Raw genomic sequence first — 26955 nt, 5'->3', positions numbered from 1 at the left:
GCGATGACGACGTTGGACGAGACCGAGATCGAAACCGAGACCGTGGCATGGCACGCGCTGGCCGTGGACGAGGTGGCGCGCCGGCTCACGACCGACCTGGACGCGGGGCTGAGCCCGACCGAGGTCGAGGACCGCTTGGCCCGCTTCGGTCCCAACTCGCTGGTGCCCGAACCGCCGCCCACCCTCTGGCAGGTGGCCAAGGGCCAGCTGCTGAACCCGATGAACATCATGCTGATCATCGTGGCGGTGGCCAGCTACTCGATCGGGCAGGTCGCCACCGGGCTGGTCGTCACCGTGCTCGTGACCTTCAACGTGGTCATGGGCAGCAGCCAGGAGCGCAAGGCGCAGGCGAGCGTGGAGGCGCTGTCCCAGCTCCAGGTGCCGCACGCCCGGGTGCGGCGGGACGGCCACGTCGAGCAGATCGAGTCGCCGGGGCTCGTTCCCGGCGACGTGGTGCTGCTCGAGGCCGGCGACCTCGTCCCGGCGGATGGGCGGATCGCGGTGTCGGCCACGCTGGAGGTCCAGGAGGCGGCGCTGACGGGGGAGAGCGCCCCCGTGCCGAAGGACGCGTCGGTGATCGGCGTCGGCGACGTGGCGCTCGGCGATCGGACCAACCTGGTGTTCCAGAACACCCAGGTCACCCGGGGCACGGCCACCTTCGTGGTGACCGACACCGGCGAGCTGACCCAGATGGGCCGCATCGCCGACATGGTCACCGCCACCAAGCGGACGCGGTCGCCGCTGCAGATCGAGCTCGACGCGATGACGAAGGTCTTCGGGCTGCTCGCCTGGATCGCCGTCATGATCATCGCCGGGGTCGGCTGGGCCAGGGGCCAGGACACCGACACCCTGCTGCTGCTGTGCATCTCGACGGCGATCTCGGCCATCCCCACGGGCCTGCCGACGTTCGTGCAGACGATGCTCGGCTCGGGTGCCAGGAAGCTGGCCGACGAGCAGGCGGTGGTGAAGTCGCTGACCGATGTCGAGACCCTCGGCGGTACGACGGTCATCAACAGCGACAAGACCGGCACGCTCACGATGAACGCCATGACGGCCACCGAGCTGTTCGCCGGCGGCCAGTGGTTCCACATCGAGGGCGGGGGCTACTCGAAGCAGGGGGCCATCCGCGGGGCAGCGGGCGATGAGACGCCCGACTTCCGCCCGCTCGCACTCGGGCTGACGCTGTGCACCGATGCCACCGTCGGCGATGACGAGTCGGTCATCGGCGATCCGACCGAAGCCGCCCTGGTGGTGCTCGCCGCCAAGGTCGGGGTCGACGCCGAGACGTCACGGTCGGAGCTGCCCCGGGTCGCCGAGGTGCCCTTCGACTCCGAGTACAAGTTCATGGCGACCTTCCACGATCGCCCGGAGCGCTGGCAGATCGCCCTGCTGACCGAGCCCCACTTCACGACGGTCAAGGGCGCGCCCGACGTCGTCCTCGAGCGGTGCAGCTCGGCGCTGTGGCGAGGCGAGGTGGTGCCGATCGACCAGGTGCGAGACGAGCTCCTGGCCTCCAACCAGCGGTTGTCCGAGCGAGGCCTCCGGGTGCTGGCCTTCGCCGCCCGGCCGCTCACGGCCGCGGCCATGGAACGGGTGGCCGTGGACGCCATGGCCGAGGTGCAGGACCTGGTCCTCGTCGCGCTCGTCGGCATCATCGATCCGCTCCGCGCCGAGGCGGTCGCCGCGGTCGACGTGGCGCTGCGCGCCGGCATCGACGTCCGGATGATCACGGGCGACCACACCATCACCGCCCGCGCCATCGCCGACCAGCTCGGCCTCGGCGAAGGGGTGATCACCGGCACCGACCTCGGTCGGCTCACCGACGAGCAGGTCCTCGAGCAGCTGCCGCGCCTGCACGTCTTCGGGCGCGTCGCCCCCGAGGACAAGGTCCGCCTCGCCCGGCTCATGCAGGAGGACGGCCAGGTCGTGGCGATGACCGGTGACGCCGTCAACGATGCCGCCGCCTTGAAGCAGGCCGACGTGGGTGTCGCCATGGGCAGCGGCTCCGAGGTCACCAAGCAGGCCGCCAAGATCATCCTGACCGACGACAACTTCGCCACGCTGGTCAAGGCGGTCGAGCTGGGCCGGGACATCTACCGGCGCATCTCGACCTACGTGCGGCTCCAGCTCACGATCCTGTCGTCGGTGCTGCAGCTGATGGTCCTGGCCACCATCTTCAACGTCAACGGCGGCGTGGCCCTCTTCCCGATGCAGCTCCTGTTCTGCAAGTTCTTCGTCGTCGTGACCGTCGTCGTCGGCTTCATCGCCGACGTGGCCGACCCGAGCGTCATGCACCGGCCACCCCGCAAGCCGGGCTCGACCATCGTCACCGGCGCGCAGATCGTCCGGTGGGCGGTCCTCGGGTTCCTCGTCGCCGGCTCGGCCCTGGCGGTCCTGTCCTGGGGCCCCGACGAGCCCAGCACCACCGCCGCCTCGGCCTCCATGACCATGGCGTTCGCCATCGTCGCCCTCAGCGCCGTCAACCTCGGCGTGGTGGTCCGGCGCGAGCGCGAGGTCCCGTGGTCGTCGCCCTTGTTCCCGTACTTCGGCTGGCTCATGCTCGGGTGGGCCCTCACGTGGGCGGCGGTGGAGCTCCCCATGCTCCAGCGCCTGCTCGACACGCAGTCCCTCACCGGCGATCAGTGGGCGGTCGTGGTGGCCTTGTCCCTGCTGATGCCGGCCGTGGCCGCCGTCGATCGCATCATCCAGGTGCGCCGTACCGCCACCGATCCCATCCTCGCCACCACCGGAGCAGAAGCATGAGCAAGCACCACAAGGACCACGGCAGCGGCAAGGCCGAGCACCACGATGGAGCGGCCGTCGAACCCGATGGCGACGGCCGGCTGAAGCGCAAGGCCTACGAAGCCGAGCTCGAACGGCTCCAGGTCGAGCTGGTCGCCCTCCAGCAGTGGGTGGTCGCCACCGGAGCGAAGGTCTGCATCGTGTTCGAGGGCCGCGACACGGCCGGCAAGGGCGGCGTGATCAAGCGCATCACCGAGCGGGTCAGCCCCCGCGTGTTCCGGGTGGTCGCGCTGGCAGCGCCGACGGAGCGCGAGCAGAGCCAGATGTACATCCAGCGCTACATCCCGCACCTGCCCGCCGCCGGCGAGGTCGTCATCTTCGATCGCTCCTGGTACAACCGGGCCGGCGTCGAGCGGGTCCTCGGCTTCTGCACCGAGGAGGAGTCCGAGAAGTTCCTCACCCAGGTGCCGGCGGTGGAACAGGCCATGGTCGACAGCGGGATCCTCCTCCGGAAGTACTGGCTCGACGTCGGCCCCGAGGAGCAGACCCGCCGCCTCGAAGCCCGTGCCCACGACGGCCGGAAGACCTGGAAGCTGAGCCCCATGGACCTGAAGTCGTACCGGCACTGGTACGACTACTCGATCGCCCGCGATCGGATGTTCGCCACCACCCACACCGACTGGGCGCCGTGGTCGGTGGCCGACTCCAACGACAAGCGCCGGGCCCGGCTCAACATCATCAGCCACCTGCTCGACTCCATCCCCTACGAGCACCTGCCGGAGGACCCGCCGAAGTTCCCGCACCGCCAGGACGACCCCGGCTACGTGGAGCCCGAGCCGCACTTCGATCCGGTTCCCGAGCGCTTCTGACCCCGCCGCGACCCCTACGGGGGCGCGAGCGGGCCGCCGGGCCGCCGAGCTGCCGGAGCTCCATGCGCGACTCGCGATCGATGGCGTTAGGGTCCCGCCCATGGGCATCTCGAACGACGACATCAACGTCTCCTCCGACTCCGACGAGGAGCTCCCGATCACGGGAGACACCGACGGAACCGATGGTGGCGACACGGACGGCACTGACGGTGGCGACACCGATGGGACCGATGGTGGCGACACCGATGGGACCGATGGTGGCGACACCGATGGGACCGATGGTGGCGACACCGATGGGACCGACGGTGGAGACACCGATGGGACCGACGGTGGAGACACTGACGGCACCGACGGTGGAGACACCGATGGCACCGACGGTGGAGACACTGACGGCACCGACAGCTGATCCGAGCCACCACGAGTGGCTCGTACGGAGGCAACCGCACCCCGATGCACCGGGGCTCGCCGACCTCGTCGATGACGTCGAGCAGTTCCGCGCCCACGACGTCTACCGGCAGCCCCGGGTCACCTCCCCGTCGCGGCGCCGGGATCCGGCGCGCTTCGCCGACCCGGACGCGCTCTGGTCCGACCTGCTCGGCCGCTCCACCAGGCGGCCGGGCTTCCGGCTCGTCCGGGAGGGCACCACGACCGATCCGGGGCGGATCACCCGCCGGGCCCGCATCGGCAACCGCGACCTGACCGACCTGGCCGCGCCCAACGAGGTCATCGACGGCTACCGCGGCGGCGCAACGGTCGTGCTCCAGGGCCTGCACCTCACGGACCCGGCGCTGGCGCGGTTCGCCAACAACCTGGCCCTCGACCTGGACCAGCCGGTGCAGATCAACGCCTACCTGTCGCCGTCGTCGGCGCGCGGGCTCGACATCCACTTCGACTACCACGACGTGTTCGTGGTGCAGCTCGAGGGGACCAAGCGCTGGCGGGTCTGGGCCCCGACCGAGCGCACCCGGGATCCGATCGGCGGGAAGCACGCCATCCCTCGGCCCACCCTCGACGAGCTGGGTGATCCGCTCCTCGACCTCGTCCTGGAGGCCGGCGACGTCCTCTACCTGCCCCGCGGGCACCCGCACGTGGCCGAGACCACCGATCGGGCGTCGTCGCACCTCACGGTCGGGGTGCTGGCCATCACCTGGCACCGCATCGTGCGCCAGGCGATCGACGCCGAGGTCGACGCCGGGCGCCTCCGGTCGTCCATCTCGCTCTCGGCCCTCGGGCCCGATGGGGTGGGATCGGCGCCGGCCCTGGCCACCGAGGCCCCGACCGTCCCCGACCTCACCGAGCTGCCGCTCGACCTCCGGTCGCTGAGGGTGCGCCGATGGATCGCGCGAGAGATCTGGAGCCGCCAGGCATCCACCCGGCTCCGACCCCGGTGCCCGGTCGAGCCGGCCGTCGCCGACGGTCCGCTGGTGATCGCTCCCGGCCCGGTGATCACGCTGAGCCGATCGGCCGCCCGCTCGCAGCTGTTCGTCGGGGATCGCACCATCTCGATGCCCGACGAGGCCCACCCGTTCCTGGCCGCGCTGCTGCTCGCCGAGGGCCCGGTCCGTCGAACCGAGCTGCCCGGCCTCGACGAGGCCTCGTCGGCGGTCGTCACCCTCCGGCTGCTCGACGAAGGGGTGCTCGTCGCCCATCGCCCCGAGCCGGTGCGATGACCGACCGGTTCGTGTGCTCGGATGCGTCCGAGCGGCGCGACGAGGGCGTGGTGGCGACCGCATCGCAGGTCCGCGGCTGGCTGCTCGTCGAGGTCCACGGTGCCTGGGGGGTCGATGCCGTCCACGAGAGCCACCTCGGCGCCCACGTGCCCGAGGGGTGGAAGGCCGGCCTGCAGCGGCGGGGCATCCGGCCGATCTGCATCCGCCCGGCGGCGCGGGCCGAGGACCCCGGGACCGCACGGGTCTTCTTCGTGGTGGCGGCGCGGCCCGGCCGCACCCAGGGGGCGGTGTGGTCCCGCACCCTGCCGACGCTGTCGGCGGTGCCGTACGTGACCGACGAGCTCCGCCTCGGCCAGGACCCCCACGGCTGGGAGCGCCACGCCGACCGCCTCGTGCTGGTGTGCACCAACGGCAAGCACGACCAGTGCTGCGCCAACCGCGGTCGACCCGTCGTGCGCCACCTGCGCGACTCTCGCTGGGCCGACCAGGTGTGGGAGTGCTCGCACATCGGCGGCGACCGCTTCGCCGCCAACCTGGTGGTGCTCCCCGACAGCCTCTACTTCGGGCGGATGGAGCCCGTCGAGGCCGAGGCGCTCCTCGATGCCCATGACGACGGCCAGCTCGCCCTCGAGTGGTTCCGGGGCCGGTCGACGCTGCGGTTCGCCGAGCAGGCCGCCGAGCACGCACTGCGCACGGCCCTCGACGTGCGGGGCGTCGACGACGTGGTGATCGCTCCTTCGGATCAGGCCGAACGGGTACGGGCGCACGTGCGGGGGATCGGCACGATCGACGTGTTGGTGCAGACCACGGTGGCGCGCAGCGACGAACCGCTCACGTGCCACGGGACGCCCGACCAGGTGGTGCCCAGCTACTTCGCCACCGAGCTGATCGAGGTCGCCGCGGATCCAGGACCGGCCCCTGCCGCCTCCTGAGCCCGGCGGGGTGTGGTTGGGGCCGCCGGCGGGTACCGCAGGACGTGCCCGCCATCCAGGATCCCGAAGCCGCAGCCCGCGCCGCCGGCCTCCGCTACGTCGACGATGCCGCGCCCGGGATCACCCGGCGCCGGCGCGGCAAGGGCTTCAGCTACACGGGGCCGGGTGGGCGGCCGGTCACGGCCGCGGTGCGGGAGCGCATCGACGTCCTGGCGATCCCGCCGGCGTGGGTCGACGTGTGGATCTGCCCACGGGACGACGGCCACATCCAGGCGACCGGGCGCGATGACCAGGGCCGCAAGCAGTACCGCTACCACGACGGCTGGCGCACGGCCCGCGACGCCGACAAGTTCGCGCAGCTGGCGTCGTTCGGCGTGAGCCTGGCCCAGATCCGCCGCCAGGTCGCCACCGACCTCGCCCGGCGCGACCTGCCCAAGGAGCGCGTGCTGGCGCTGGTGGTCCGGCTCCTCGACGAGACCCTGATCCGCGTCGGCAACCCGGAGTACGCCAAGAACGAGTCGTTCGGCCTCACCACGCTCCAGCCCCGGCACGTCGAAGTGGACGGGCCGGAGATCACCTTCGAGTTCACCGGCAAGAGCGGAGCCGAGCACGAGGTGACCGTGGAGGGCCGCCGGCTCAGCGCGACCCTGCAGGCCTGCGAGGAGCTCGACGGCCAGCAGCTCTTCTCCTACCGGTCCGGGGACGAGGTCCACGACATCGGGTCCCACGACGTGAACGACTACCTGCGCGACATCGCCGGTCCGGACGTGAGCGCCCGCGACTTCCGGACCTGGGGCGGCACGGTCACGGCCGTCGAGCACCTCGGCCCGCAGGCCGTGCCGGCCTCGGAGTCCGAGGGCACGTCGGTGTTCCTCGCCGGGATCGACGCAGCGGCGGAACGGCTGGGCAACACCCGCGACGTGTGCCGGGCCTCGTACGTGCACCCCGTGGTGGAGCGCAGCTTCCGGGACGGAGACCTGCGCGAGGCCTGGCGGCGGTCCCGGCGCACCCGACGGCTCACGAGGGCCGAGCGGGCCACGCTCCGCCTGCTGGTGGACGAGGCGGCCCAGGTGTGACGTGCAGGGCGGTGTGCGGCTAACGGCCCACCGCTCGCTCGAGCTCCGCCTTGTTCATCTTCGAGCGGCCCTTGATGTTCCGGTGCTTGGCCTCTTCGTACAGCTGGTCGCGGGTGCGGCCGCCGGCACCACGGTGCGAGCGGAGGCCACCGCGGCGCCCGGACGAGATGTCGTCGGTCGACGTCTTGCTCACCGTCTTCGCCTCGCCGGCGCGGGCCCGCTCCTTGTTGACCGTGCGAGCCGCGATCTCCTCGGCCTCGTCCTCGCCCTTGCCACGATCTTCGAGGCCATCTCGGATGTGCTCGTACTGGCGCTCGCGCTTCTTGCTCCACGACCGTGGCATGGGCCCTCCTACGGGGATGGTGGGGTTCGGTGCCTCAGGCGTCGACCGCCGGCATCGGCGCCGGGTCGGGCATCGGGGGGATCGGAACGGGTGCCGGCATTGGCGGCGACGGGGTGGGCACCGGCTCGGGCCCGGGGCCGGGCGGCGTGGGCGGGTCGCCGGGCGCCGGCTCGGGCGCCGGCGGTCCTGGTGGCGTGGGTGGCACCTCGGGCTGCGGCGTCGACATGGTCTGGGAGTACCCGCGAGGGGAGCGATCCATCCCTCGGCCGTTCCGGGCGTGGCCGCGCTGCCGGGTGACGTCGAGGTCAGCTCGAGGCGGCGGTGAAGTACCCCTGGACGTCGATGACGTAGTGGGTCGGGCCCCCGTAGCTCCTGAGGGTCAGGTCCCGGAGCCCGGTGGCGGCCAGGGCGACGATCCCGGTGTTGGTCACGCCCTGCCCGGCCGTGAAGTTCAGGAACGTGGCGTTCGGTGGCGCGCTGCCGCTCGGCCAGGTGCGCAGGTAGCCGTTGCGGCTGGGCGTGACGGCGGTGACCGAGGCCTCGACGGCGGTGGCGCCGTCGGGGATGGCGCAGCCGCCGGCCTGGCCGCCCTGGGCGGCGAACGCCCCGCCGGTGCCGGCGAGCTGGACGCTGCGCACGGCCCCGGGTGCGAAGGCCCCGCCGGCGACACGGGTGTCGACCTCCCGGCACGGCGAGGTGGGCACGAACACCGAGCCGGTCACGCCGCTGGGCAGGCCCGCAGGCTTCGTGAAGTAGCCCTGCACGTCGATCACGTAGTGGGTCGGTCCCCCGGAGCTGCGCAGGGTGAGGTCGTCGTCGCCGGTCGCGGCGAGGGCGAGGGCACCCGTGTTGGTGATGCCCCGGTGCTCCGTGAAGTTCAAGAAGGTCGCGGTGGGCGGCGCCTGACCGGTGGGCCACGTGCGCAGGTAGCCGCCGCCGCGGGGATCGACGGCGGTGACCGAGGCCTCGACGGCGGTGGCGCCGTCGGGGACGGCGCAGCCGCCGGGCTTGCCGCCCTGGGCCGAGAACCCTGGTCCGCTGCCGGCGAGCTGGACGCTGCGGACCGTGCCCGACCCGAAGCCGCCGCCGGCCTGCCGGGTGTCGACGGCACGGCACGGCTGGATCGCCACGTACACCGAGCCGGTCACACCGCTCGGCAGCGCGGTCGCCGTGGCGAAGTAGCCCTGCACGTCGATCACGTAGTGGGAGGGCCCGCCGAAGCTCTTCAAGGTGAGGTCCTCGACTCCGGCGGCGGCCAGGGCCAGGGCGCCGGTGTTCGTCACGCCCTGGTGGGTGGTGAAGTTCAGGAACGTGGCGTCGGGAGGCGAGCTTCCGGCCGGCCAGGCCCGGAGGAACCCTCCGTGGGTCGGGGCCACGGCCGTGACCGAGGCCTCGACGGCGGTGGCGCCGTCGGGGATGGCGCAGCCGCCGGGCTTGCCGCCCTGCGCCGAGAACCCCGAACCGCCGCCGCCCACCTGGAAGCTGCGCTGCGCGCCGGGACCGAAGGCGCCGCCGGCCTTGCGGGTGTCGACGACCCGGCACGGCTCGATGGGGACGAAGACCGACCCGGTCGGACCGGTCGGGATGGTCGCGTGCGGCGTCACGCTCGCCGATGACCCCGACGCCGCTCCGGTGCCCACGGAGTTCACCGCGGCCACCTTGTACGTGTACGTGGTGCCGTTGGTCGCCGGCAGGGTCGCGCTGGTCGGCGCCGCCGGGCGCACCACGCTCGGCTGGGCCGCGGCCCCGATGTACGGCGTGACCACGTACCCGGTGATCGCCGCACCGCCGTCAGACGCCGGCGCGCTCCACGCCACGGTCACCTGGCCGTCGCCACCCGCCACGGTCGGCGCCGCCGGTGCGCCGGGCGCGGTCGCCGGGGGAGGGGGCGTGGTCCCGCCGAGCGGGTCGTAGTGGGTCCAGTACCGACGGGTGCTGTCGTTGGTGGCCAGCACCACCAGCCCGGTGGTGGCGTCCACCGACTGCTTCGTCGACGTGGGGTTGTTGATGTCGGCGCTGTCGGCATCGGTCAAGACCGCGGTCCCCCTGCCGGTCGGGAACGTGATGTTCGACAGGGGTGCCGTCTTCTCGTAGACCGATCCGCCGGACTGGCCCGCAGCGGCGAACATGTGGACGGTCTGGTGGATCTTGTCGACCAGCACGATCGAACGGGTGTGGGCGTCCACTGCGGTGCCGAACGGGTGGCTGGTCCAGACGCCGGTGGTGGGGTCCCGGTCGAGCAGGTGCTCGAGCACCGACGAGCCGGTCTTCGAGGTCTTCACCGCGGCGAGGATGCGGCCACCCTGGTCGGAGACGGTCTTCAGGTTGATGTGATCGTCGGCGGCGTTCGCCCCTTCGTAGGCCACCTCGGTCGGGCTCCACGACCCGACCGGATCGGAGTCGAGCCGGTGGGTGAAGTACATCTTCTGGTCGAGCTGGTTGCTCCACATGATCCCGACCTGGTTGCCGCCGAAGGCCAGGATCGATGACAGGTCATCGGCCTTGACCGACGTGCCCGTCACGGGGAGGACGGTGGGGGCGCCGAACGAGGTGCCACCGGCCGAGGACACCGACACCATGATCTTGGCGTCCTCCATCCAAGTGGCCCAGATCCGGCCCTGGCTGTCCCGTTCGATCACCAGGCTCTCGCTCTTGGCGTCGTTGATGACCACCGGGAAGCCGGCGTCGAGGACGTAGCCGCCGTTCGAGAAGCTGAAGCGGCGCAGCTCGGCGGGGTAGCCGGTCGGCGTGCTCGTCGAGCCCTCGGCGAACCCGTGAGACGCCACGAACAGGTGGGTGCCGTCCCAGAGCACGTCGCTGCGGGTGCCGGCGCGGTCCTCGAGCTGGGTCGGGGTCTGCACCCACTGGTGCGTGGCCAGGTCGAGGCGGTGGATGTAGAACCCGCTGCTCGCGGTGGCCCACAGGTCGGCCCACCAGCTGCCCTGGGCGTACCAGAGCTTGCTCTCGGGCTTGGACCCGCTCGGTGAGCTCGAGGCCCCCTGGAACGACGGGCCCTCCCAGCCGATGTCGCCGCTCGCGTCGGGCGCCTCGGCGGCGGCGGCCGCCGGTGCTGACGCCGAGACGGCCGAGGCCACGGCCGCGCTCGGTCTCGACACCGGGGGCGAGGTCGGCGCGGCGGGCGGTGCCGCCGTCGCCCCGGCCGGTCCGCACGCGAGGGCGACGAACGCCACGGCCAGGGCACCGAGGACCGCGGGGCGGCAGCGGGCCGCGGCTGGCTGGGTTCGCATCGGTCCCTCCCCGCGCGTCGTCGGGCCCAGCGTGCCGCCGACCTCGGCCCCCGATGACCCCTTGGAGGGTGAGCGCCGGTACGCCAGCTGGTGAGGTGATCAGCTTCGGAGGGCGGTGGCCTCGAACCGCACGGCGATGTCGGGGTGGACCCGCAGGAGCCCGATCCTGGGGGGCTGCAGGCCCCAGTCGCGCACATCGAAGCGCTGCTCGCCGTGCAGCCGCAGGTCGTCGCCGTCGGGCTCGACCACGAGCTCGCCGTCGACGGGGCGGGTCTCGCCTCGGAAGGTGATGGCACCGGCGAGCGCGAGCCGATCGGCCGCCAGGCGGGTCGACGAGGTGACCGTGCCGACGATCTCCGGGTAGCGCCGCGCATCGATGCGGCGGCGGGTCTCCCGCTCGACCAGCGGGTTGCTGGCCTTCAGCTGGTCGATGGCGATGCGCACCTCGCCCTCGACCGCGGGCCGGGCGGCCACCGCGCCGCTGGCCGTGACGGCGAGCTCGATCGAGCCCTGGAGCCCGGCGGCGGTGGCGTGGATCGGGTGGACCGACGACGATCCGGTGATCCACACCTGCGAGCGCTGCGGGTCGAGCTCGAAGCGCACCCTGGCCATCCACCGAAGCTACCGGCCGGACCGGCAGCCTGGGGGAGTCCGGTGCCCGACCGAGGGTCTCGGCGTCTGCCGCCAGCGAGGTGCTCATGTCGAAGCGTGCCAGCAACCTGTCTCAGCCCGGAACCGGCGGGGTGTCGTTCAGCTCGTACTACGACCCCGACGCGTTCGGCCGGTTCTCGGAGACCATCGCCCGCTACATCGGGACGGCGCGCTTCCTCGTCATCCAGACCGCGGTGGTGGTGGGGTGGATCGCCCTCAACGCGGTCTCCGAGTCGTGGCGCTTCGACCGGTACCCGTTCATCCTCTTGACCCTCGCGCTCTCGCTGCAGGCCGCCTACGCCGCGCCGCTGATCCTGCTCGCCCAGAACCGCCAGGAGGAGCGCGACCACGGCGCCTTCCAGGCCGACCGGGACCGGGCCGCGAGCATGAACGCCAGCCTCGACTTCCTGGCCCGGGAGCTGGTGTCGGTGCGGCTCGCCGTCGTCGACGCGCCGACCCACGAGGAGATGGAGCGCCTGGTGGCCAAGGCGGTGCGCGACGCGATGGCCGTCGACACCGCTCCGTAGGCGGCGGTCGGGCTAGCCGTCGAGCGTCGGGACCAGCGAGAGGGCCATGTCCGCTCGCAGCCGGGCCGGGTCGAACCCCAGCTCCGGCAGCCGCATGGCGTACCACCGCACCTCGGCTGCCGTGGCCGGGCGGCCGAACACGGCGGCGCCGTTCTCCCGAGCGGCGCGGCGGGCGTGCTCGACGGAGCGGTACACGCCCCGTGCCAGCGCCGTGCGGTCCCGGCCGTGGGCCAGGCGTCGCACCTGGGCGCGGAGCTCCGACCGGGTGGGCTCCCGGCCGAGCACGGCCCGGTAGGTGGCGGTCACGAACGCCGAGTCGCTGGCCGACGCCGGGACGACCTGGACCATGGTGCGGGCCGCGTAGAGGTCGGCCACCGATCCGCCCGCACCACGACCGCCGGTCGGCAGCGGCGAGGCCCCGTCGGGCGCGAGCTCGTCGTCGATGAGGCGAGCCGAGAAGCGGCGGGCATCGGGCGATGCCGCCAGCAGCGTGGCCCCTGCGGCGGGGTGGCCGAGGGTGACGCCGGTGGCCAGGTCGCGCTGCTCGGCGGGCAGCGCCGGGCGGCCGCGGGCCACCCGGGAGAGGTGGTCGGACCACGCCAGCGAGTCGTTCCACCACGCGTTGGCCGGGGTGCCGTCGGTGGTGGCCGTGCGCAGCTCGGAGAACCACTCCTTGTCGCCGGCGCGGAGGTGGCCGATGTAGGCGCCGGGTCGGCCGGCGAACACCCAGTCCGCCGGGATCTCCATGGTGAACCCGTACTTCGGGTTGCCCCACGAGGGCTCGGTCTTGCTCGTCGACATGGGCCAGACCTTCACGTCGAGGGTGGTGCCCACCACCCGGGCGCAGATGCGCCAGGGCAGCGGTGACAGGTCGTGGATGCCGCCGAGAGCGGAGGTGAGCTCAGCGCCGCCGATCTTGACGAACTGGGGGAAGGCGGCGGAGTCAGCGAGGTGGACGTCGAAGCCGAACCGGGCGCCGTACCAGATGTTGTTCGTGATCATGATCGCCCGCGTGCGGCCCTTCTGGGCCTGCGTCCGGAGGGTGAGGCCGGGCTGGACCGATCCGGTGTTGGGGCCGACCCAGGTGACGCAGGACTGCTCGTCGACCGCCATCACCGCGTCGTCCCTGATCACGGCGACGCGCAGGTTGCCGCCGGAGTTCGTGCTCGGTGCGGTCACCGTGAACCCGGCTCCGACCTCAGCGATCTGGTACTGGTCGCTGCCGTCGGGGGTGAGCGAGCCCGACGTGAACCGGCCGCTGCGCACGAGCGTCGGCGCCGTCCGGGTCTCATGTGACGTGATCGTCAGCGCCGCGGCCACGGCGAGCACCGTGCCGATGGCACGGCGTCGCCCGCCTGAGATCTGCATCGATGGTCTCCGAGGGGTGGAACTGAGCGCTTGCGCGCCGGCGCAGGAACCTAGGCGGAAACGAGCCCCTCGGCTCGGAGGAGTGTGACGCCCACGTCAGGAGGGGGAGAGGGCGGCGGCGTACAGCGTGCGGAGGGCGTCCCAGTGCCGCTCTTCGGCGGCGGCGTCGTACGTGGGGTTGTCGGGGACGGCGAAGCCGTGGAGCGCGTCGTAGGTCTCGATGGTGTGCTCGACCCCGGCATCTTCGTACGCCTCGTGCAGCAGCTCCGCCTGGGCGTCGTCGAACGAGCCGTCGTTGCGGGCGCCGGCCACGTACACCACCGCTCGTACCGCGTCGGCGAGCTGGTGGGGGCTGCTCTCGTCGGCGGCGACCGCGAGGCGGCCGCCGTGGAACGATGCCGCCGCCCCGATCCGCTCGCCCAGCTGCCCGGCGACCGTGAGCGAGATGCGCCCGCCCAGGCAGTAGCCGGTGGTGCCGATGGGGCCGGCGGCCACCTCGGCGCGCCCGGCGAGGAAGTCGGCGTAGGCGGTGGCGTCGGCGAGGACCCGTGGCGGGGTGAGGGAGCCGGCGAGGGCCCCGATGCGCTGGCGCTCGCCGGGGTCGCTGAACGCGGTGGCCATCGAGAACGGCTCGTAGCCCCCGGCGCGGTAGTAGATGTCGGGCACGAGGACGACGTACCCCTCGGCCGCCAGCCGGTCGCCCATCCGGCGGAACACGTCACGGGCGCCGCCGGCATCGGGGTAGAGGATGACCGCGGGCCAGGGTCCGGGCCCGTCGGGCACGTGCAGCGAGGCGGCGGCCACGCCGTCGGGGGTGGCGACATCGACATCGAGGGTGGTCACGGGTCCCTGTGTAGCCCAGGCTCTGCCGCCGTGCTCGTGGGCCCGGCGGTGCCGGCGCGTCGAGTGCCTAGCCTGCGGATCGACCTTGGGAGATGACCGATGACCGCACCTGCTGCCCCCGCCCCCTTCCCGTCGGGCTTCCTGATCGGCGCCTCCACGGCGGCCCACCAGATCGAGGGCAACAACACCGCCAGCGACTGGTGGTCCCTCGAGAACAGCGGCAGTGCCCTCGTGAAGGAGCCCAGCCTCGACGCGGCCGACAGCCTCCACCGCTGGCCCGACGACCTCGACCTCGTGGCCGAGCTCGGCTTCGACTCGTACCGGTTCAGCATCGAGTGGGCGCGCATCGAGCCGGTGCCGGGACGGATCTCGGCCGCCATGGTCCAGCACTACGGACGCATCATCGAGGGCTGTCGGGTGCGCGGCATCGAGCCCGTCGTCACGCTCCACCACTTCACCGTGCCGCGCTGGTTCCAGGCTGCGGGATCGTGGACGGCCGACGACGCCACCGAGCGGTTCCTGCGCTACGTCGACGCCCTGCGGGCCATCCTCGAGCCGGTCCGCTGGGCGGTCACGATCAACGAGCCGAACATCGCCGCGGTGATGAGCCGGTTCTCCACGGCCCGGAAGGGCGACGACGTCGACGCCGGGCACGACCTGCCCGGCGTCCCGCTCCCCGCGCCGCACGGGGCCACCACCGCCGGGTTCATCGAGGCTCACCACGCCGCGACCGACCTCCTCCACGAGCAGCACCCCGAGATGAAGGTCGGGTGGACGGTGGCCAGCCAGGCGATCGGCTCGATCCCGGGCGGGGAGGACGTCGCCGCCCGCTGGTTCGACCAGGTCGAGGGCCAGTTCCTCCGCGAGAGCACGGGCGACGACTTCGTCGGGGTGCAGTCGTACACCCGCAACGTGATCGGCCCCGATGGCGCCGTGCGCGACGACCCCGAGGAGGACCGCACGCTCACGGGGTGGGAGTACTGGCCCGCCGCCCTCGAGCAGGCCGTCCGCGACGCCCGTCGCGTGGTCGGCGACGTGCCGATCCTGGTCACCGAGAACGGGATCGCCACCGACGACGACGAGCGCCGGATCGACTACACGTCGGCGGCCCTCGCCGGGCTCCAGCGGGCGATGGCCGACGGGATCGATGTGCGCGGCTACCTCCACTGGAGCCTGCTCGACAACTACGAGTGGGGCTCGTACCGGCCCACCTTCGGCTTGGCGAGCTGGGACCCGGCCACCTTCGACCGCACGGCGAAGCCCTCGGCCCGCTGGCTCGGCGCCGTCGCCCGCTCACCTCGCCTGGATCCGTCGCCGTGACGACGGCAGCCTTCCTCTCGTGGGAACAGAACGGCTGCACCGCCTGGTGACGTGCCGCCCGTGCTCGCGATCGCCGCCGTGTGCGCAGCCGAGCCCGGCATCCGCACCTACGCCGACCTCCCCACCATCGGGACCCGGATGCGCTGACCGCCCGTCAGTGCGGCGCACGCGCGGAGGGTCGCGACGTGGGACCATGCGGATCGCCGCCAGGGGAACGAGGGACAGATGACCGACAAGGTTCGGCTGGAGATCGATGGCGCCATCGCCACGATCACCAACGACAACCCCGACAAGCACAACGCGTTCGACGACGAGATGGACCAGCGCCTCTTCGAGATCCTCGGCGAGCTCCGGGGCCGGCGGGACATCCGGGCCGTGATCTGGCGGGGCGAGGGCAAGTCGTTCTCGTCGGGCCGGGACGTGGCGGCCATCGGCGGCGGCCAGGTGGAGATGTCCCACCACGAGCTGATGTCCCGCGGCCACCGCGGCATCCAGCAGGTCTTCGACATCGAGGCCCCGATCATCGTGGCGTGCCAGGGCTGGTCGATCGGCGCCTCGTTCCAGCGGGCGCTCCTGTGCGACCTGCGCGTGGCGGCCGAGGGCGCCCGCTTCCTGCTCCCCGAAGTGGGCCACGGCGTCATCCCCGACACCGGCGGCGTCGCCCGGCTGTTCCAGATGTGCGGGCACGGCGTGGCCAGCGACCTGGTCCTCACCGGGCGGCCCATGGACGCGGCCGAGGCCTACGGGCACGGCGTGGTGTCACGGGTGGTGCCGGCCGGCGAGCTCGACGCCACGGTGCGGGCCATGGCCGAGAAGATCGCCGCCGCGCCGGCGGTCACGGTGAAGGTGGCCCGGCGGATCATCGGCCACCTCGCCGAGCCCGAGGTCCGGTCGTCGATGGCCGAGGAGCTGATCGGCCAGACCTACATCAGCCGCTCCGACGACGCCGCGGAGCGCCGGGCGGCCCAGGCCGAGGGCCGCGAGCCCCGCTACACCGGGAGCTGACGCCGATGACCACCGCAGACCCCACGGCTTCCGGCCCGCCGGCACCCATCGGCCTCCCCGCGCCACCGCCGCTCGGCGCGTCCGCCCTGCCCGACGGCACGTTCGCCGGATCGGTGGTGCTGGTCACCGGGGGCGGCACGGGGCTGGGCAAGGCCATCGCCTCGGAGTTCGCCCGCCTGGGCGCCGACCTGGTGGTGGCCAGCCGGAAGTCCGAGCACCTGGCGGCGGCCGAGGAGGCGCTCGGTGCGCTCGGCGGGCGGGTCCTGGCCGTGGCGTGCGACATCCGCGACGCCGACCAGATCGCCGCCGCGTTCGACGCCGCCGAGTCCGCCTTCGGAGTGCCCGACGTGCTGGTCAACAACGCCGCGGCCAACTTCCCATCACCGGCCGAAGACCTGTCGCCCAACGCATGGCGCACCGTGGTCGACATCACCCTCAACGGCACCTACCTGTGCTCCCGCGAGTTCGCCCGCCGCCATCTCGCGGCGCGCACGCCCGGTTCGATCATCAACGTGGGTGCGTCCTACGCCTGGACCGGCGGACCGGGCTTCGCCCACTCCGCCGCCGCCAAGGCGGGCGTCAAGAACATGGTGGAGACCCTCGCCGTGGAGTGGGGTCCGCACGGCATCCAGGTCAACGGCCTCGTGCCCGGGCTGGTGCCGCACGAGGACATGACGGCCGACATCCAGGCCAACCTGGCCCGCAACACCAGCAACGCGGCATCGCAGCCGGCCCTGCGCGTGGGCCTGCCCCGGGAGCTGGGCTGGGCGGCCACCTTCCTGGCCTCGCCGTACGGCTCGTTCATCTCGGGCCACACGCTCGTGGTCGACGGGGCGAACTGGCAGCGGCGCCACCTCACCAACCCGGCGATCGTCCCGGTGCGCGAGCAGCTGGGCCGGGGTCCGTTCGAGCCCTGAGCTCCCGCTCCGAGCAGCTCTCGGGCTGGGCACTGACCCCGCACGGCGCGTCGGAAGTCGGCGGGCAGCGGGTAGAAGTGGTCCCCATGGATCTGCGCATCTTCACCGAGCCCCAGCAGGGCGCCACCTACGACGACCTGCTGGCGGTCGCCCTCGAGGCCGAGCGGCTGGGCTTCGACGCCTTCTTCCGCTCCGACCACTACCTGAAGATGGGGAACGTCTCGGGCGAGCCCGGATCGACCGACGCCTGGATCACGCTCGCCGGGCTGGCCCGCGACACCACCACCATCCGCCTGGGCACGCTCGTCACCCCGGCCACGTTCCGCCTCCCGGGCCCGCTCGCCATCTCGGTGGCCAACGTCGATGCCATGAGCGGCGGTCGCGTGGAGCTGGGCCTCGGTGCCGGCTGGTACGACGCCGAGCACACGGCCTACGGCATCGGCTTCCCGGGTGTCGTCGAGCGGTTCGACAAGCTCGAGGAGCAGCTGGCCGTCGTGAGCGGCCTCTGGGCGACGCCCGACGACGAGACGTTCACGTTCGCCGGCGAGCACTACCAGCTCACCGATTCGCCGGCGCGGCCCAAGCCGGTGCAGCGGCCGGGTCCGCCGATCATCGTGGGCGGCACCGGCGTGAAGCGCACCCCGGAGCTCGCGGCCCGGTTCGCGGCCGAGTACAACGTGGGCTTCAAGCCGCTCGACGAGACGGCCACGGCGTTCGACCGGGTGCGCGCCGCCAGCACCGCGATCGGGCGTGATCCGGGTGGCATCGTCCACTCGGTGGCCCAGGTGGTGTGCTGCGGAGCCGACGAGGCGGAGGTGGAGCGCCGGGCGGCGGCCATCGGCCGGGAGCCCGCCGAGCTGCGGGCGAACGGCGCCGCCGGCACGCCCGACGAGGTGGTGGCCCGCCTGCGGTCCTACGCCGACCTCGGCGCCACCCGCGCCTACCTCCAGGTCCTCGACCTGGCCGACCTCGACCACCTCCGGCTGATCGCCCGAGAGGTCTTGCCGCACCTGGCCTGAGGGTCGCAACCGGCTCGGGTCGGACCGCCGACGCTCAGGCGAGGCCGAGCAGCACGGGGAGGCCCGCGAACGAGTCGACCACCCGCTCCGGCGTGCCCTCGGCCTGCTCGACCGCATCGGCCCGGTACTTGCCGGTGCGGACCAGCACCCCGTGCAGGCCGACGGCCTGGCCGGCCAGCACGTCGTTCTCGACGTCGTCGCCCACCATGGCCACCCGCTCGGCGGGCAGGTCCAAGGCGGCCAGGGCGGTGGCGAAGAAGTCGGGGCTGGGCTTGCCGAGGACGACCGCCTCCACCCCCGCGGCCACCTCGATCGCAGCCAGGAACGCCCCCGTGTCGAGGGCGAAGCCGTCGACCGTGCGCCAGTAGCGGTTCTGGTGCATCCCGACCAGCACCGCCCCGTCGAGCACCAGCCCGAGCGCACGGTTCATCGCCTCGTACGAGAACTCCGGCCCGGCGCCGCCGAGGACCACCAGGTCGGCGGCCTCGTCGCCACCGACGATGCGGAGGCCGGCCAGGTCCGCACCCAGGTCGCCGCTGTTCACCAGGTGGCAGCGAGCGCCCGGGTGGTGGCGCCCGATCCAGGCGGCGGTGGCCACCGGCGCGGTGAACACCTCGGCCTCGCCGACCTCGATGCCGGCGCGGCCGAGCCGCGCGACGATCTCGGCGCGCGCGATCGACGTGGTGTTGGTCAGGAACCGGAGGGCCACGCCCGACGAGCGCAGCCGGCCGACGGCTTCGGCGGCGCCCTCGATGGGCTCCCACGACAGCGTGAGGACGCCGTCGATGTCGATCAGCAGACCGTCGATGCCTCCGAGGGCAGCAGGCGCTCCCATGCTCCGAGGCTAGGACCCACCCCCGCGAACGTCGTGGGGGAGGAAGCCGCGGGGAACCCTGATCCCTACGAAGGTCGGCCGTCGGCGCGGATCAGGCGGTGGCCCGGGCCCGGGAGCGCAGGGCGCCGAGCACCCCCACGCCGATGCCGACCGCGGCCCCGCCGATGCCCTTGCGCTTGGCGTCGTCGGTCATGCGGTGGTGGTTGGCGAAGCCGCCGATCAGGTCGGCCGTGTCGGCGCCGGCGCTCGCGAGGAACCAGGTGGCCGCCGACGGATCACCCGCCAGGCCGGCGCGCAGGAGCAGCCCGCCGATGAGCGCATCGCGGTAGCCCATCGATCGGAGGAGCAGGGATGCCGTGGCCCCGACGTCGCCCGGGTCGCCGCCCCAGAGCTTGTTGGCTGCTTCGGGCGCGATGAGGAACGACACCCCCGAGGCGAGGCGCAGGGCCCCGACGGTCACGGCGACGGCATCGGTTCGTCCGGTGGTGGCGGTCATCGCCGCAGCATGCCACCTGACCAGGGCGCGCGACCGGGGGATGGCGATCGCTACCGCCCTACGATCGGCCGATGACCGATGCGGGATCGACCGAAGTGTTCGTGGCGCCGGAGCCGGCCGAGGCGCTCGCCCGCCTGGGGATGCCGATGGAGGAGGCCATGCGCACGCAGCGGGCCGTGCGCAAGCTCCACCTGACGCCCGTGTCGCACGACGTGCTGCTGCCGCTGCTGGAGCTGTCGCTCAAGGCGCCCAGCAGCTCGAACAGCCAGGACTGGTCCTACCTCGTGGTCGAGGACCCGGGGCAGAAGGCCAAGCTGGCCAAGCTGTGGCGGCGCCTCTACAAGGTGGTCAACCCCATCGCCGTGCGCCAGGCCAAGGGCGATCCGAAGGAGCTCCGCGGGATGGCGCCGGGCCAGTGGCAGGCCGAGCACTTCGAGGAGCTGCCGGTCTTCGTGATCCCGTGCTACAAGCGCAACCTCAAGCACCGGCCCACCGGACGGCCGCAGATCTCCGTGGCCTCCTTCTACGGCTCGGTGTTCCCGCCGGTGCAGAACCTGCTGCTCGGGTGCCGCGCCGTCGGCCTGGGCGCGTCGCTCCAGACCCTGCCGATCTGGTGGGTCCCGTCGGTCCGCAAGATCCTCGGCCTGCCCCGCAGCGTCAACCCGGTCTGCATCATCCCGATCGGGTGGGCGAAGGGCAACTACGGACCGACCACCCGCCGTCCGATCGGCGAGGTCGTCCACCTCGATCGCTACGGCAACCAGCCCTTCCTCGAGACCTGACCCGGGGCGCACCCCCACCGCCCCAACGCACCCCCCCGTTTCGCAGGGGTGGCAGCCCCGGTGGTGAGCGGGGCTGCCTCAGGTCAGGCGGTGGAGGCCCTCGACCACCTCGGCGAAGTGCCGGGGGTCCGGGGCGCGGTTGTTGACCAGGCTCACGTGGTCCGAGATGCCGGCCAGGCGGGCCCGCACGAGGCCGGCCACCTCGTGCGGCTCCCCGACGACGGCGATGGTGTCGATGAGCTCGTCGTCGATGAGGCCGGCCATGTCCTGCCACCGGTCCTGACGCGCCAGGACCTTGAGCTGGGGGTGGAGGTCGCCGTAGCCGTGGAGCTCGAACACGGGCAGGTAGGCCGGGGTGCTGCCGTAGAACGCCAGCTGCTCGCGCACCGCCTCGCGCGACCGGGCCAGCTCCTCCTCGGTGCGACCGGTCACCACGATGGTCACGCAGACCACCTCGACGTCGGCCGCCTCGCGCCCGGCCCGCGCCGCGCCGCGGGCGATGGCCGGCAGGGTGAGCTCCTGGAGCGAGCGCCGGGAGTTGACCGGGTGGACCAGGAAGCCGTCGGCCACCTCGCCCGCCACCTCGGTCATCTTCGGCCCGAACCCAGCGGTGAAGATCGGCGGGGGGCCGTACGGGTTGGGCCCGGGGCTGAACGCCGGGATCATCCGCGTGTGCGTGTAGAAGCGCCCGTCGAAGTGCAGGCGCTCACCGGTCTCCCACGCCGACCAGATCGCCCGCACGCCCTGCACCAGCTCCCGCATGCGGTCGACGGGGTGCGACCAGGGCATCGAGAACCGCTGCTCGATGTGCGGCTGGATCTGCGAGCCGAGCCCGAGCACGAACCGGCCCCCGGTGACCGTCTGCAGGTCCCACGCCACGTTGGCGAGGGTCATCGGCGTGCGGGCGAACGCGATGGCGATGGCGGTGCCCAGCTGGATGGTGCTGGTGTGCTCGGCCGCCACGGCCAACGGGACGAACGGATCGTGCTTGGCCTCGAAGCTGAACGCCCGGTCGTAGCCGATCTCCTCGAGCTCCCGGTAGATCGTGCGCGCCTGGCGCAGGTCTTCGGTGGGGACGGTCATCGAGACGTGCATGGACGGGCTCCGGGTGCAGGTGGGAGGCCATCTCTAGCGGATGTGCGGCCGACCCCGGCTCACCGTCAGACCCCGGTGGCACAATCGAGCCCATGACGCTGACCTCTGCAACCGTGTTCGACGACGGCCTGTCCTTCTTCGACGGGGTGGTGGCCCAGATCCAGCCGGGCGACTGGGACAAGCCGTCGCCGTGCGCCGGATGGACCGCGCTCGACGTGCTGGGCCACCTCAGCACCGCCCTGAACATGGGTGCCAGCCTGCTCAACGGCGAGCAGCCCACGTGGCCGGAGTTCGACCGGCCCGCAGACCTGGTCGAGGGCGACCCGGCCGAGTACTACCGCGCCGCGGCCCAGCGCTGCCGAGAGGCGCTCGTGGGGGCAGACCTCGAGCTGGAGATGGACACGCCCATGGGCAAGCGCACGGTCGCGGATCGCCTGGCGTTCCCGGCCATCGACCTGTACGTCCACGGCTGGGACGTCGCCGAGGCGGCCGGGATCCAGGTCGAGATCCCGCAGGACGTCATCGACTTCACGCACGCCTACATCGATCCCTTCCCGGCCGACGTCGTCCGAGGGGCCAACGGCGCGTTCGGCCCGGAGGCCGACGTGGCGCCCCACGCATCGCCCACCGAGGCGTTCCTCGCCTGGACGGGGCGCACCCCGCTCTGACCGAGGCGCGGCCGCCCGATCAGGGCAGCGGGTCGTCGGGGTGCTGGGGCAGGCCGAAGATCGGGAACAGCGTCTCGGTGTCGAGGAAGAAGGCGAACTCGCCGATGGTGTCTCCGTCGAGCATGAGCACCTGGAGCGCCCAGGGCTCGTGGCGCCCACCAGGACCGCTGGGGCGGTACTGGCCGAACGCCGGGCAGCCGTTGGCGTCGGCGGCGCGGACGAGCCGCGAGCCCTCGCACTCGGCGCCGGGGCCGACCCACCACGCGATGATGTCGTCGCGGCCCTCCAGCCACAGCTCGTAGGGCGGCATCGACTGGATGGCGTCCTGGCGGACCAGCTCGCTGAGGGCGTCGATGTCGTAGCGCTCGAACGCATCGAGGTACCGGTCGAGCAGGTCCTGGTCGACCGGCTCGGCCGGCGCAGCCGGGGGAGAGGCGTTGACCGAGTCGAGGGTGGCGCGGGCCCGCTGGAGGGCGCTGTTCACCGAGGCCACCGTGGTGTCGAGCAGGTCGGCCACGTCGACGGCGGGCCACCGCAGCACCTCGCAGAGGATGAGCGCCGCTCGCTGGCGCGCCGGCAGGTGCTGGAGCGCCGAGATGAACGCGAGGCGGATCGAGTCGCGCCCCTCGGCCACGTCAGCCGGGTCGGCCACCGAGCCGTGCACCAGCCGGTCGGGGACCGGCTGGATCCAGGTGACCTCGGGCAGCAGGTCGCCGATGGGCCCGTCGACGGCCCACGAGTCGGAGAGGTCCATGGGCCGGGCCCGCCGCTGGCTGGAGCGGAGCTGGTCGAAGCAGGCGTTGCTGGCGATCCGGTAGAGCCAGGTCCGCAGCGACGAACGGCCCTCGAAGCGGTCCATGTTGCGCCAGGCCTTGGTGAACGTGTCCTGCACGGCGTCCTCGGCCTCCGATGCCGAGCCGAGCATCCGGTAGCAGTACCCGATCAGCTCGCCGCGGTAGCGCTCGAGCTCGAGGGCGACGTCGGCATCGATGTCCTGGCTGGTGCTCACGATGTGCAGGCTAGGAGACGCCGTGGCCGGCGCGTCGCCTGTCAGCCGCCGAGCTTGAACGCCAGCAGCTGCGGGGGATCGGCCATGCCGACGGGCACGTACAGCTCGTCGCCGGTGATCGCCGGCCAGCCGTTGATGGGCCCAGGGGCGTCGTAGCTCCAGACGGTCTTCCCGGTGGTGCGGTCGAGGGCCAGGATCTTGCCCCCGAACGACGACGTGAAGATCAGGTCGCCCGACACGGTGGCGCCGCCGAACGAGTCGCCCGGCAGCTTCACGTCCCACTTCACCTTCCCCGTGGCAGCGTCGATGGCCACCATGTCGCTGTCGGCGGTGCCCAGCTGCACCCCGAACCCGAAGCTGGTCACCTCGGGCCCGTCGTACTGCGCCGGCGCGTTCATGACGCACGTGTAGATGGTGTCGTCGGCGATGGCCACGGGGGTCTGCACGCCGCCGAGCGAGCCGGGGTAGACCAGCGTGGGCCCGTCGATGGACGTGAGCTGGTCGTTCTGGTGCTTGCCCACGCTGCGCCTCCACACCACCGCGCCGGTGTCGGCGTCGAGGGCGGACACGATGCCGAGCTTGCCGGTGCTGATGGCGAGCGAGCGGTCCTTGCCGTCGACCTTCGTGTCGACACGCGCGCTGACCATGCTGTCGCGGTCGAAGAGGTCGTGGGGGATGGCCTGGTAGCCCCAGACCAGCTTCCCGGTCTCGATGTCGAGCGCCACCATCGAGTCGGTCCACTTGTTGTCGCCGGGGCGGCTGGACCCGTTGGGGAAGCCCGGGGTCCCGGGGAACGGGTACGGGTTGCCGGTGCCGAAGTAGGCGATCCCCCGCTTGGTGTCGATGGTCGGCGGGTACCAGACGCCGCCGCCGCTGTTGAGCTCGGGATGGCCCCAGAGGCCGGGGTCGGCGATCACGACGAACCGCCACACGATGGTGCCGGTCTCGGCGTCGACCGCGTAGATGGTGGCCTTGGTGCCGTTGCCGTAGCCCGAGGTGGAGGCGAACACGAGGCCGTCGTACGCGGTGGGCTGCATGTTGATGATGCCGCCGTTCTCGCCCAGGTCGGTGGCCCACAGCTGCCTGCCGTCGTCGGCCGAGTAGGCGACGAGCACCGAGCCCTTGCCGGCCTTGTTGGAGGTGGTCCCGAACAGACGGCCCCAGCCGATGCCCACACCGGTGGGGCCGAAGATGCTGGTGTCCCGGCCGACCGTGAACCGCTCCTTGCCGGTGGCGCGGTCGATGGCGTGGACCTTGGTGGTCAGGGCGCCGAGGTAGACGCTGTCGCCCACCACCAGCGGCGTGGTGGTGAGGTTGCCGAACGTGCCGCCCCCGGGGACGTCGTACGTCCACGCCAGCTTCAGGTCGTCGACGGTCTTCGACGTGATCTTGGGATCGGCCACGGTCCGCGTCGAGGCGTAGTCGCCGTTGGCGAGGGCCCAGTCGCCGTCGGTGGTGCGCAGCTCGGGTGGGATCCCGCTGAGCGACCCGCGGCCGGCGGCCGACCCGGAGGTGGTGCTGGTCTTCGTGCCGGCGTCCTTGCCCAGGTCGGTGCGCACGTAGTCGACGACGGCCGCGATCTCGGCCGTGCTGAGCGTCTTGTCCCAGGCGGGCATGGCGGCCTTGCCGTGGGTGACCAGCGCCACCAGCTCGGCCCGGCTGTGGTCCTTGGCGGCGGCGCCGTCGCCGATGGCCGGTCCCTGGCCGCCGCTGCCATCGGTGGCGTGGCAGGTGGCGCAGTTGGCGGCGAAGATCGCGGCGCCGTCGGGGGTGGCCGGTGCGGCGGCACCCTTCGACGAGTCGCCGGACGAACATGCCGTCGCCGCCCAGGCCGCGCTCAGCGCCACCAGGCCGACGAGCCCCCATCGGATCGCTCTGCCCATGGAGGCGGACCCTAGTGGTGGGCCGGGCGCCGACCGGAGGTCCCGGCCGGGCTGGCCAGGGGCCACGAGCGCCGGCCGGTAGCCTCGCCCCCGATGTCGCCCACCTCCTCGCCCGCACCCCGGTCGCGCCTCACCGCCGCGGTCTTCGCGGCCGCCGTCGCCGTCGCCGTCGTCGTGCTCGCCGGCTGCGGCACGCCCACCCCCAAGCAGGACGACCTGGCCCAGGCCCTGGTCGACTCGGGGGTCGCCAAGCCGGTGGCCGACTGCGCCGCCTCGGCGCTGGTGAGGTCGCTGACCCCGTCCGAGCTCCAGGAGCTGGCCGAGCGAGGCGGTGGCGGCGCACCCGTCGACGACCCCGCCAAGACCGACGACAGCGCCGACAAGCTGGCGAAGGCGATGACCAGGTGCAAGGAGCTGCAGCTCAGCACCGCTCCCACCACCACCACGACGGCACCGGGCACGGGGGCGGGCAGCGGCGGGGCCGCGGCGGTCACCACCACCACCGGAGCGCCCTCCGACGGCGCCGTGATCAACACCACGACCGCTCCCTGACCCCGGCGGTCAGGTCGGCGGTCGGTCGGCGTCGGGCGGGTCGCCCCACCGGAGTTCGTGTGGATCCGGGGCACCGGTGAACCACGCACCCACACGAACGTCCGGCGTTGGCGGTCTCAGGGGGCGGGCGTGGTGCTCTTGACGGCCCACGACACCGAGTAGTCGGCGATCTCCTCCCAGCCGGGCTCGCCGCACAGGAAGTGCGAACGGCCGTCGAAGATCTTGAGCTCGGTGACCGACGGCGAGTGCTTGTAGAGGTTGAACGACTTGTGCGACACCGACGCGGGCACGAGGTGGTCCTTGCTGGCCCCGACGATCAGGAGCGGTGCCCGGCCGGCCCGCTTCTTGTCGAAGGCCACCGGTGAGTGCCGGTCCATGTTGGCGAACGCGGCTTGGAACAGGGGCCGCCCGGGGGCGGGGACGTGGAGGCGGTCGTACACGTCCTTGGAGCCTTCGGCGCTGAGCGTGTTGGCGAACGCGTCGTGGAACTGCTCGGGCGTGAGGGCCACGGTCTTCTTCCGGTTCCCGGGGCTCTTGAGCACCGGCGAGGCCGACTTCAGGGCCCGCGGCGGCAGGATGTAGATCCCCTTCCCGGGAGCGGGCGACAGCGCCACCCCCGCGGCGCCGAGCAGGCGGTCGAGGAGGAGCTCGGTCACGAGCCCACCGAACGAGTGGCCCATGATGAGCGGCTTCGACGGGAGCGACTCGATGAACGCGGCGTGGCTGTCGACCACCTCACCGACGCCGACGTTGTCCATCGGCGAGGGGTCGGACCGGATCTCCTCGATGGGCCGGTCCATGCCGGGCCACTCCGGCGTGTGGACGGTCCACCCGGCGGCGGAGTACCGGTCGACCCACGGCTGCCAGGACAGTCGGGTCATCCAGAGCCCGTGGATGAGCACGATCGAATCGGGCCCGCCGGGTGTGGGGGTGGGTACGTCGGACATGGTTCGCCTCCGCTGCTGGGCGCGTCGATCGACGCGGTCAGGCCAGGATCGCGCACCTACATGTCGGGCGCGTTTCCGCTGGTCACTTCTTCTCGGTTGGACGGAGCAGTGGGATGGGTGCGCCGCCCTCGACGCGACCCGGCACACGCAGGTCCCCC

The 26955-nt window shown here is 72.6% G+C and carries 25 protein-coding genes; 14 read left to right on the top strand and 11 right to left on the bottom strand.

The window, feature by feature from the left end; all coding sequences use genetic code 11:
- Positions 1-3 precede the first annotated feature (3 nt).
- The 6 genes from ACPPVX_RS01395 (at position 4) to ACPPVX_RS01370 (ending at position 7289) form a co-directional block, all read left to right on the top strand.
- Complete coding sequence (locus ACPPVX_RS01395; RefSeq protein WP_426573093.1) at positions 4-2763, top strand: cation-translocating P-type ATPase; 2760 nt, start codon at positions 4-6, stop codon at positions 2761-2763.
- Positions 2760-3611: a polyphosphate kinase 2 gene (gene ppk2 / locus ACPPVX_RS01390; protein WP_426573092.1), complete on the top strand. Its 852-nt coding sequence runs from the start codon at positions 2760-2762 to the stop codon at positions 3609-3611. Before ACPPVX_RS01395 ends, ppk2 begins: the two co-directional genes overlap by 4 nt.
- Positions 3612-3711: 100 nt before the next feature.
- Positions 3712-4017, top strand: coding sequence for a hypothetical protein (locus ACPPVX_RS01385; protein ID WP_426573091.1), 306 nt, complete (start codon positions 3712-3714; stop codon positions 4015-4017).
- Positions 3977-5281 carry a cupin domain-containing protein gene (locus ACPPVX_RS01380; protein ID WP_426573090.1) on the top strand — a complete coding sequence of 435 codons (1305 nt, stop codon included), beginning with the start codon at positions 3977-3979 and terminating at the stop codon, positions 5279-5281. Before ACPPVX_RS01385 ends, ACPPVX_RS01380 begins: the two co-directional genes overlap by 41 nt.
- Positions 5278-6213, top strand: a complete 936-nt coding sequence (locus ACPPVX_RS01375) for a sucrase ferredoxin (protein ID WP_426573089.1) — start codon at positions 5278-5280, stop codon at positions 6211-6213. Before ACPPVX_RS01380 ends, ACPPVX_RS01375 begins: the two co-directional genes overlap by 4 nt.
- Before the next feature lie 44 nt (positions 6214-6257).
- Complete coding sequence (locus tag ACPPVX_RS01370) at positions 6258-7289, top strand: DNA topoisomerase IB (protein ID WP_426573088.1); 1032 nt, start codon at positions 6258-6260, stop codon at positions 7287-7289.
- Positions 7290-7308: 19 nt separating this feature from the next.
- Here the strand turns inward: ACPPVX_RS01370 and ACPPVX_RS01365 are convergent, their stop codons facing one another.
- From ACPPVX_RS01365 to ACPPVX_RS01355, 3 genes are all read right to left on the bottom strand, one after another.
- Positions 7309-7632 (bottom strand): plasmid stabilization protein, encoded by a 324-nt coding sequence (locus tag ACPPVX_RS01365; protein ID WP_426573087.1) that lies wholly within the window; start codon positions 7630-7632, stop codon positions 7309-7311.
- A gap of 305 nt (positions 7633-7937) precedes the next feature.
- Positions 7938-10880 carry a fibronectin type III domain-containing protein gene (locus ACPPVX_RS01360; protein ID WP_426573086.1) on the bottom strand — a complete coding sequence of 981 codons (2943 nt, stop codon included), beginning with the start codon at positions 10878-10880 and terminating at the stop codon, positions 7938-7940.
- A 99-nt stretch (positions 10881-10979) separates the two neighbouring features.
- Positions 10980-11492, bottom strand: a complete 513-nt coding sequence (locus ACPPVX_RS01355) for a YceI family protein (protein ID WP_426573085.1) — start codon at positions 11490-11492, stop codon at positions 10980-10982.
- An 86-nt stretch (positions 11493-11578) separates the two neighbouring features.
- Here ACPPVX_RS01355 and ACPPVX_RS01350 point away from each other — a divergent pair, with 86 nt between their 5' ends.
- Entirely contained in the window at positions 11579-12058 is a 480-nt protein-coding gene (locus ACPPVX_RS01350) for a DUF1003 domain-containing protein (RefSeq protein WP_426573084.1), read from the top strand.
- Between the two features lie 12 nt (positions 12059-12070).
- Here the strand turns inward: ACPPVX_RS01350 and ACPPVX_RS01345 are convergent, their stop codons facing one another.
- Positions 12071-13426: a DUF4214 domain-containing protein gene (locus ACPPVX_RS01345; RefSeq protein ID WP_426573083.1), complete on the bottom strand. Its 1356-nt coding sequence runs from the start codon at positions 13424-13426 to the stop codon at positions 12071-12073.
- Between the two features lie 96 nt (positions 13427-13522).
- Complete coding sequence (locus ACPPVX_RS01340) at positions 13523-14269, bottom strand: dienelactone hydrolase family protein (RefSeq protein ID WP_426573082.1); 747 nt, start codon at positions 14267-14269, stop codon at positions 13523-13525.
- Between the two features lie 99 nt (positions 14270-14368).
- On the opposite strand from ACPPVX_RS01340, the gene ACPPVX_RS01335 reads away from it, so the two are divergent.
- From ACPPVX_RS01335 to ACPPVX_RS01320, 4 genes are all read left to right on the top strand, one after another.
- Positions 14369-15589, top strand: a complete 1221-nt coding sequence (locus tag ACPPVX_RS01335) for a glycoside hydrolase family 1 protein (RefSeq protein ID WP_426573081.1) — start codon at positions 14369-14371, stop codon at positions 15587-15589.
- A 225-nt stretch (positions 15590-15814) separates the two neighbouring features.
- On the top strand, positions 15815-16594 hold the full coding sequence (locus ACPPVX_RS01330) for an enoyl-CoA hydratase/isomerase family protein (RefSeq protein WP_426573080.1): 780 nt from the start codon (positions 15815-15817) through the stop codon (positions 16592-16594).
- 5 nt (positions 16595-16599) lie between these two features.
- Complete coding sequence (locus ACPPVX_RS01325) at positions 16600-17511, top strand: SDR family oxidoreductase (protein ID WP_426573079.1); 912 nt, start codon at positions 16600-16602, stop codon at positions 17509-17511.
- 86 nt (positions 17512-17597) lie between these two features.
- On the top strand, positions 17598-18530 hold the full coding sequence (locus tag ACPPVX_RS01320) for an LLM class F420-dependent oxidoreductase (protein WP_426573078.1): 933 nt from the start codon (positions 17598-17600) through the stop codon (positions 18528-18530).
- 34 nt (positions 18531-18564) lie between these two features.
- Here ACPPVX_RS01320 and ACPPVX_RS01315 read toward each other — a convergent pair whose 3' ends face one another.
- Together ACPPVX_RS01315 and ACPPVX_RS01310 are read right to left on the bottom strand one after the other, a co-directional pair.
- On the bottom strand, positions 18565-19365 hold the full coding sequence (locus tag ACPPVX_RS01315) for a TIGR01458 family HAD-type hydrolase (protein ID WP_426573077.1): 801 nt from the start codon (positions 19363-19365) through the stop codon (positions 18565-18567).
- Positions 19366-19456: 91 nt separating this feature from the next.
- The gene (locus ACPPVX_RS01310) at positions 19457-19861 is read right to left on the bottom strand and encodes a DUF4267 domain-containing protein (protein WP_426573076.1); all 405 of its coding nucleotides are present in this window, start codon (positions 19859-19861) and stop codon (positions 19457-19459) included.
- 71 nt (positions 19862-19932) lie between these two features.
- Between ACPPVX_RS01310 and ACPPVX_RS01305 the strand changes: the two genes are divergently transcribed.
- Positions 19933-20643 (top strand): nitroreductase family protein, encoded by a 711-nt coding sequence (locus ACPPVX_RS01305; RefSeq protein ID WP_426573075.1) that lies wholly within the window; start codon positions 19933-19935, stop codon positions 20641-20643.
- Positions 20644-20721: 78 nt separating this feature from the next.
- On the opposite strand, the gene ACPPVX_RS01300 is transcribed toward ACPPVX_RS01305, so the two are convergent.
- Positions 20722-21726, bottom strand: coding sequence for a TIGR03617 family F420-dependent LLM class oxidoreductase (locus ACPPVX_RS01300; RefSeq protein WP_426573074.1), 1005 nt, complete (start codon positions 21724-21726; stop codon positions 20722-20724).
- 104 nt (positions 21727-21830) lie between these two features.
- On the opposite strand from ACPPVX_RS01300, the gene ACPPVX_RS01295 reads away from it, so the two are divergent.
- Positions 21831-22406, top strand: coding sequence for a TIGR03086 family metal-binding protein (locus ACPPVX_RS01295; protein ID WP_426573073.1), 576 nt, complete (start codon positions 21831-21833; stop codon positions 22404-22406).
- A 19-nt stretch (positions 22407-22425) separates the two neighbouring features.
- On the opposite strand, the gene ACPPVX_RS01290 is transcribed toward ACPPVX_RS01295, so the two are convergent.
- Positions 22426-23415, bottom strand: a complete 990-nt coding sequence (locus ACPPVX_RS01290) for a sigma-70 family RNA polymerase sigma factor (protein ID WP_426573072.1) — start codon at positions 23413-23415, stop codon at positions 22426-22428.
- Between the two features lie 41 nt (positions 23416-23456).
- Positions 23457-25298, bottom strand: a complete 1842-nt coding sequence (locus tag ACPPVX_RS01285) for a PQQ-binding-like beta-propeller repeat protein (RefSeq protein ID WP_426573071.1) — start codon at positions 25296-25298, stop codon at positions 23457-23459.
- Positions 25299-25391: 93 nt separating this feature from the next.
- On the opposite strand from ACPPVX_RS01285, the gene ACPPVX_RS01280 reads away from it, so the two are divergent.
- Positions 25392-25850 carry a hypothetical protein gene (locus ACPPVX_RS01280; protein ID WP_426573070.1) on the top strand — a complete coding sequence of 153 codons (459 nt, stop codon included), beginning with the start codon at positions 25392-25394 and terminating at the stop codon, positions 25848-25850.
- A 116-nt stretch (positions 25851-25966) separates the two neighbouring features.
- Here the strand turns inward: ACPPVX_RS01280 and ACPPVX_RS01275 are convergent, their stop codons facing one another.
- Positions 25967-26797 (bottom strand): alpha/beta hydrolase, encoded by an 831-nt coding sequence (locus ACPPVX_RS01275; RefSeq protein WP_426573069.1) that lies wholly within the window; start codon positions 26795-26797, stop codon positions 25967-25969.
- Positions 26798-26955 lie beyond the last annotated feature (158 nt).

The sequence above is a fragment of the Aquihabitans sp. McL0605 genome (assembly GCF_049993875.1).
GTDB lineage: Bacteria > Actinomycetota > Acidimicrobiia > Acidimicrobiales > Iamiaceae > Aquihabitans.
The sequence above is the reverse complement of the archived record's forward strand: the minus strand, read 5'-3'. Positions and strand labels throughout refer to the sequence as shown.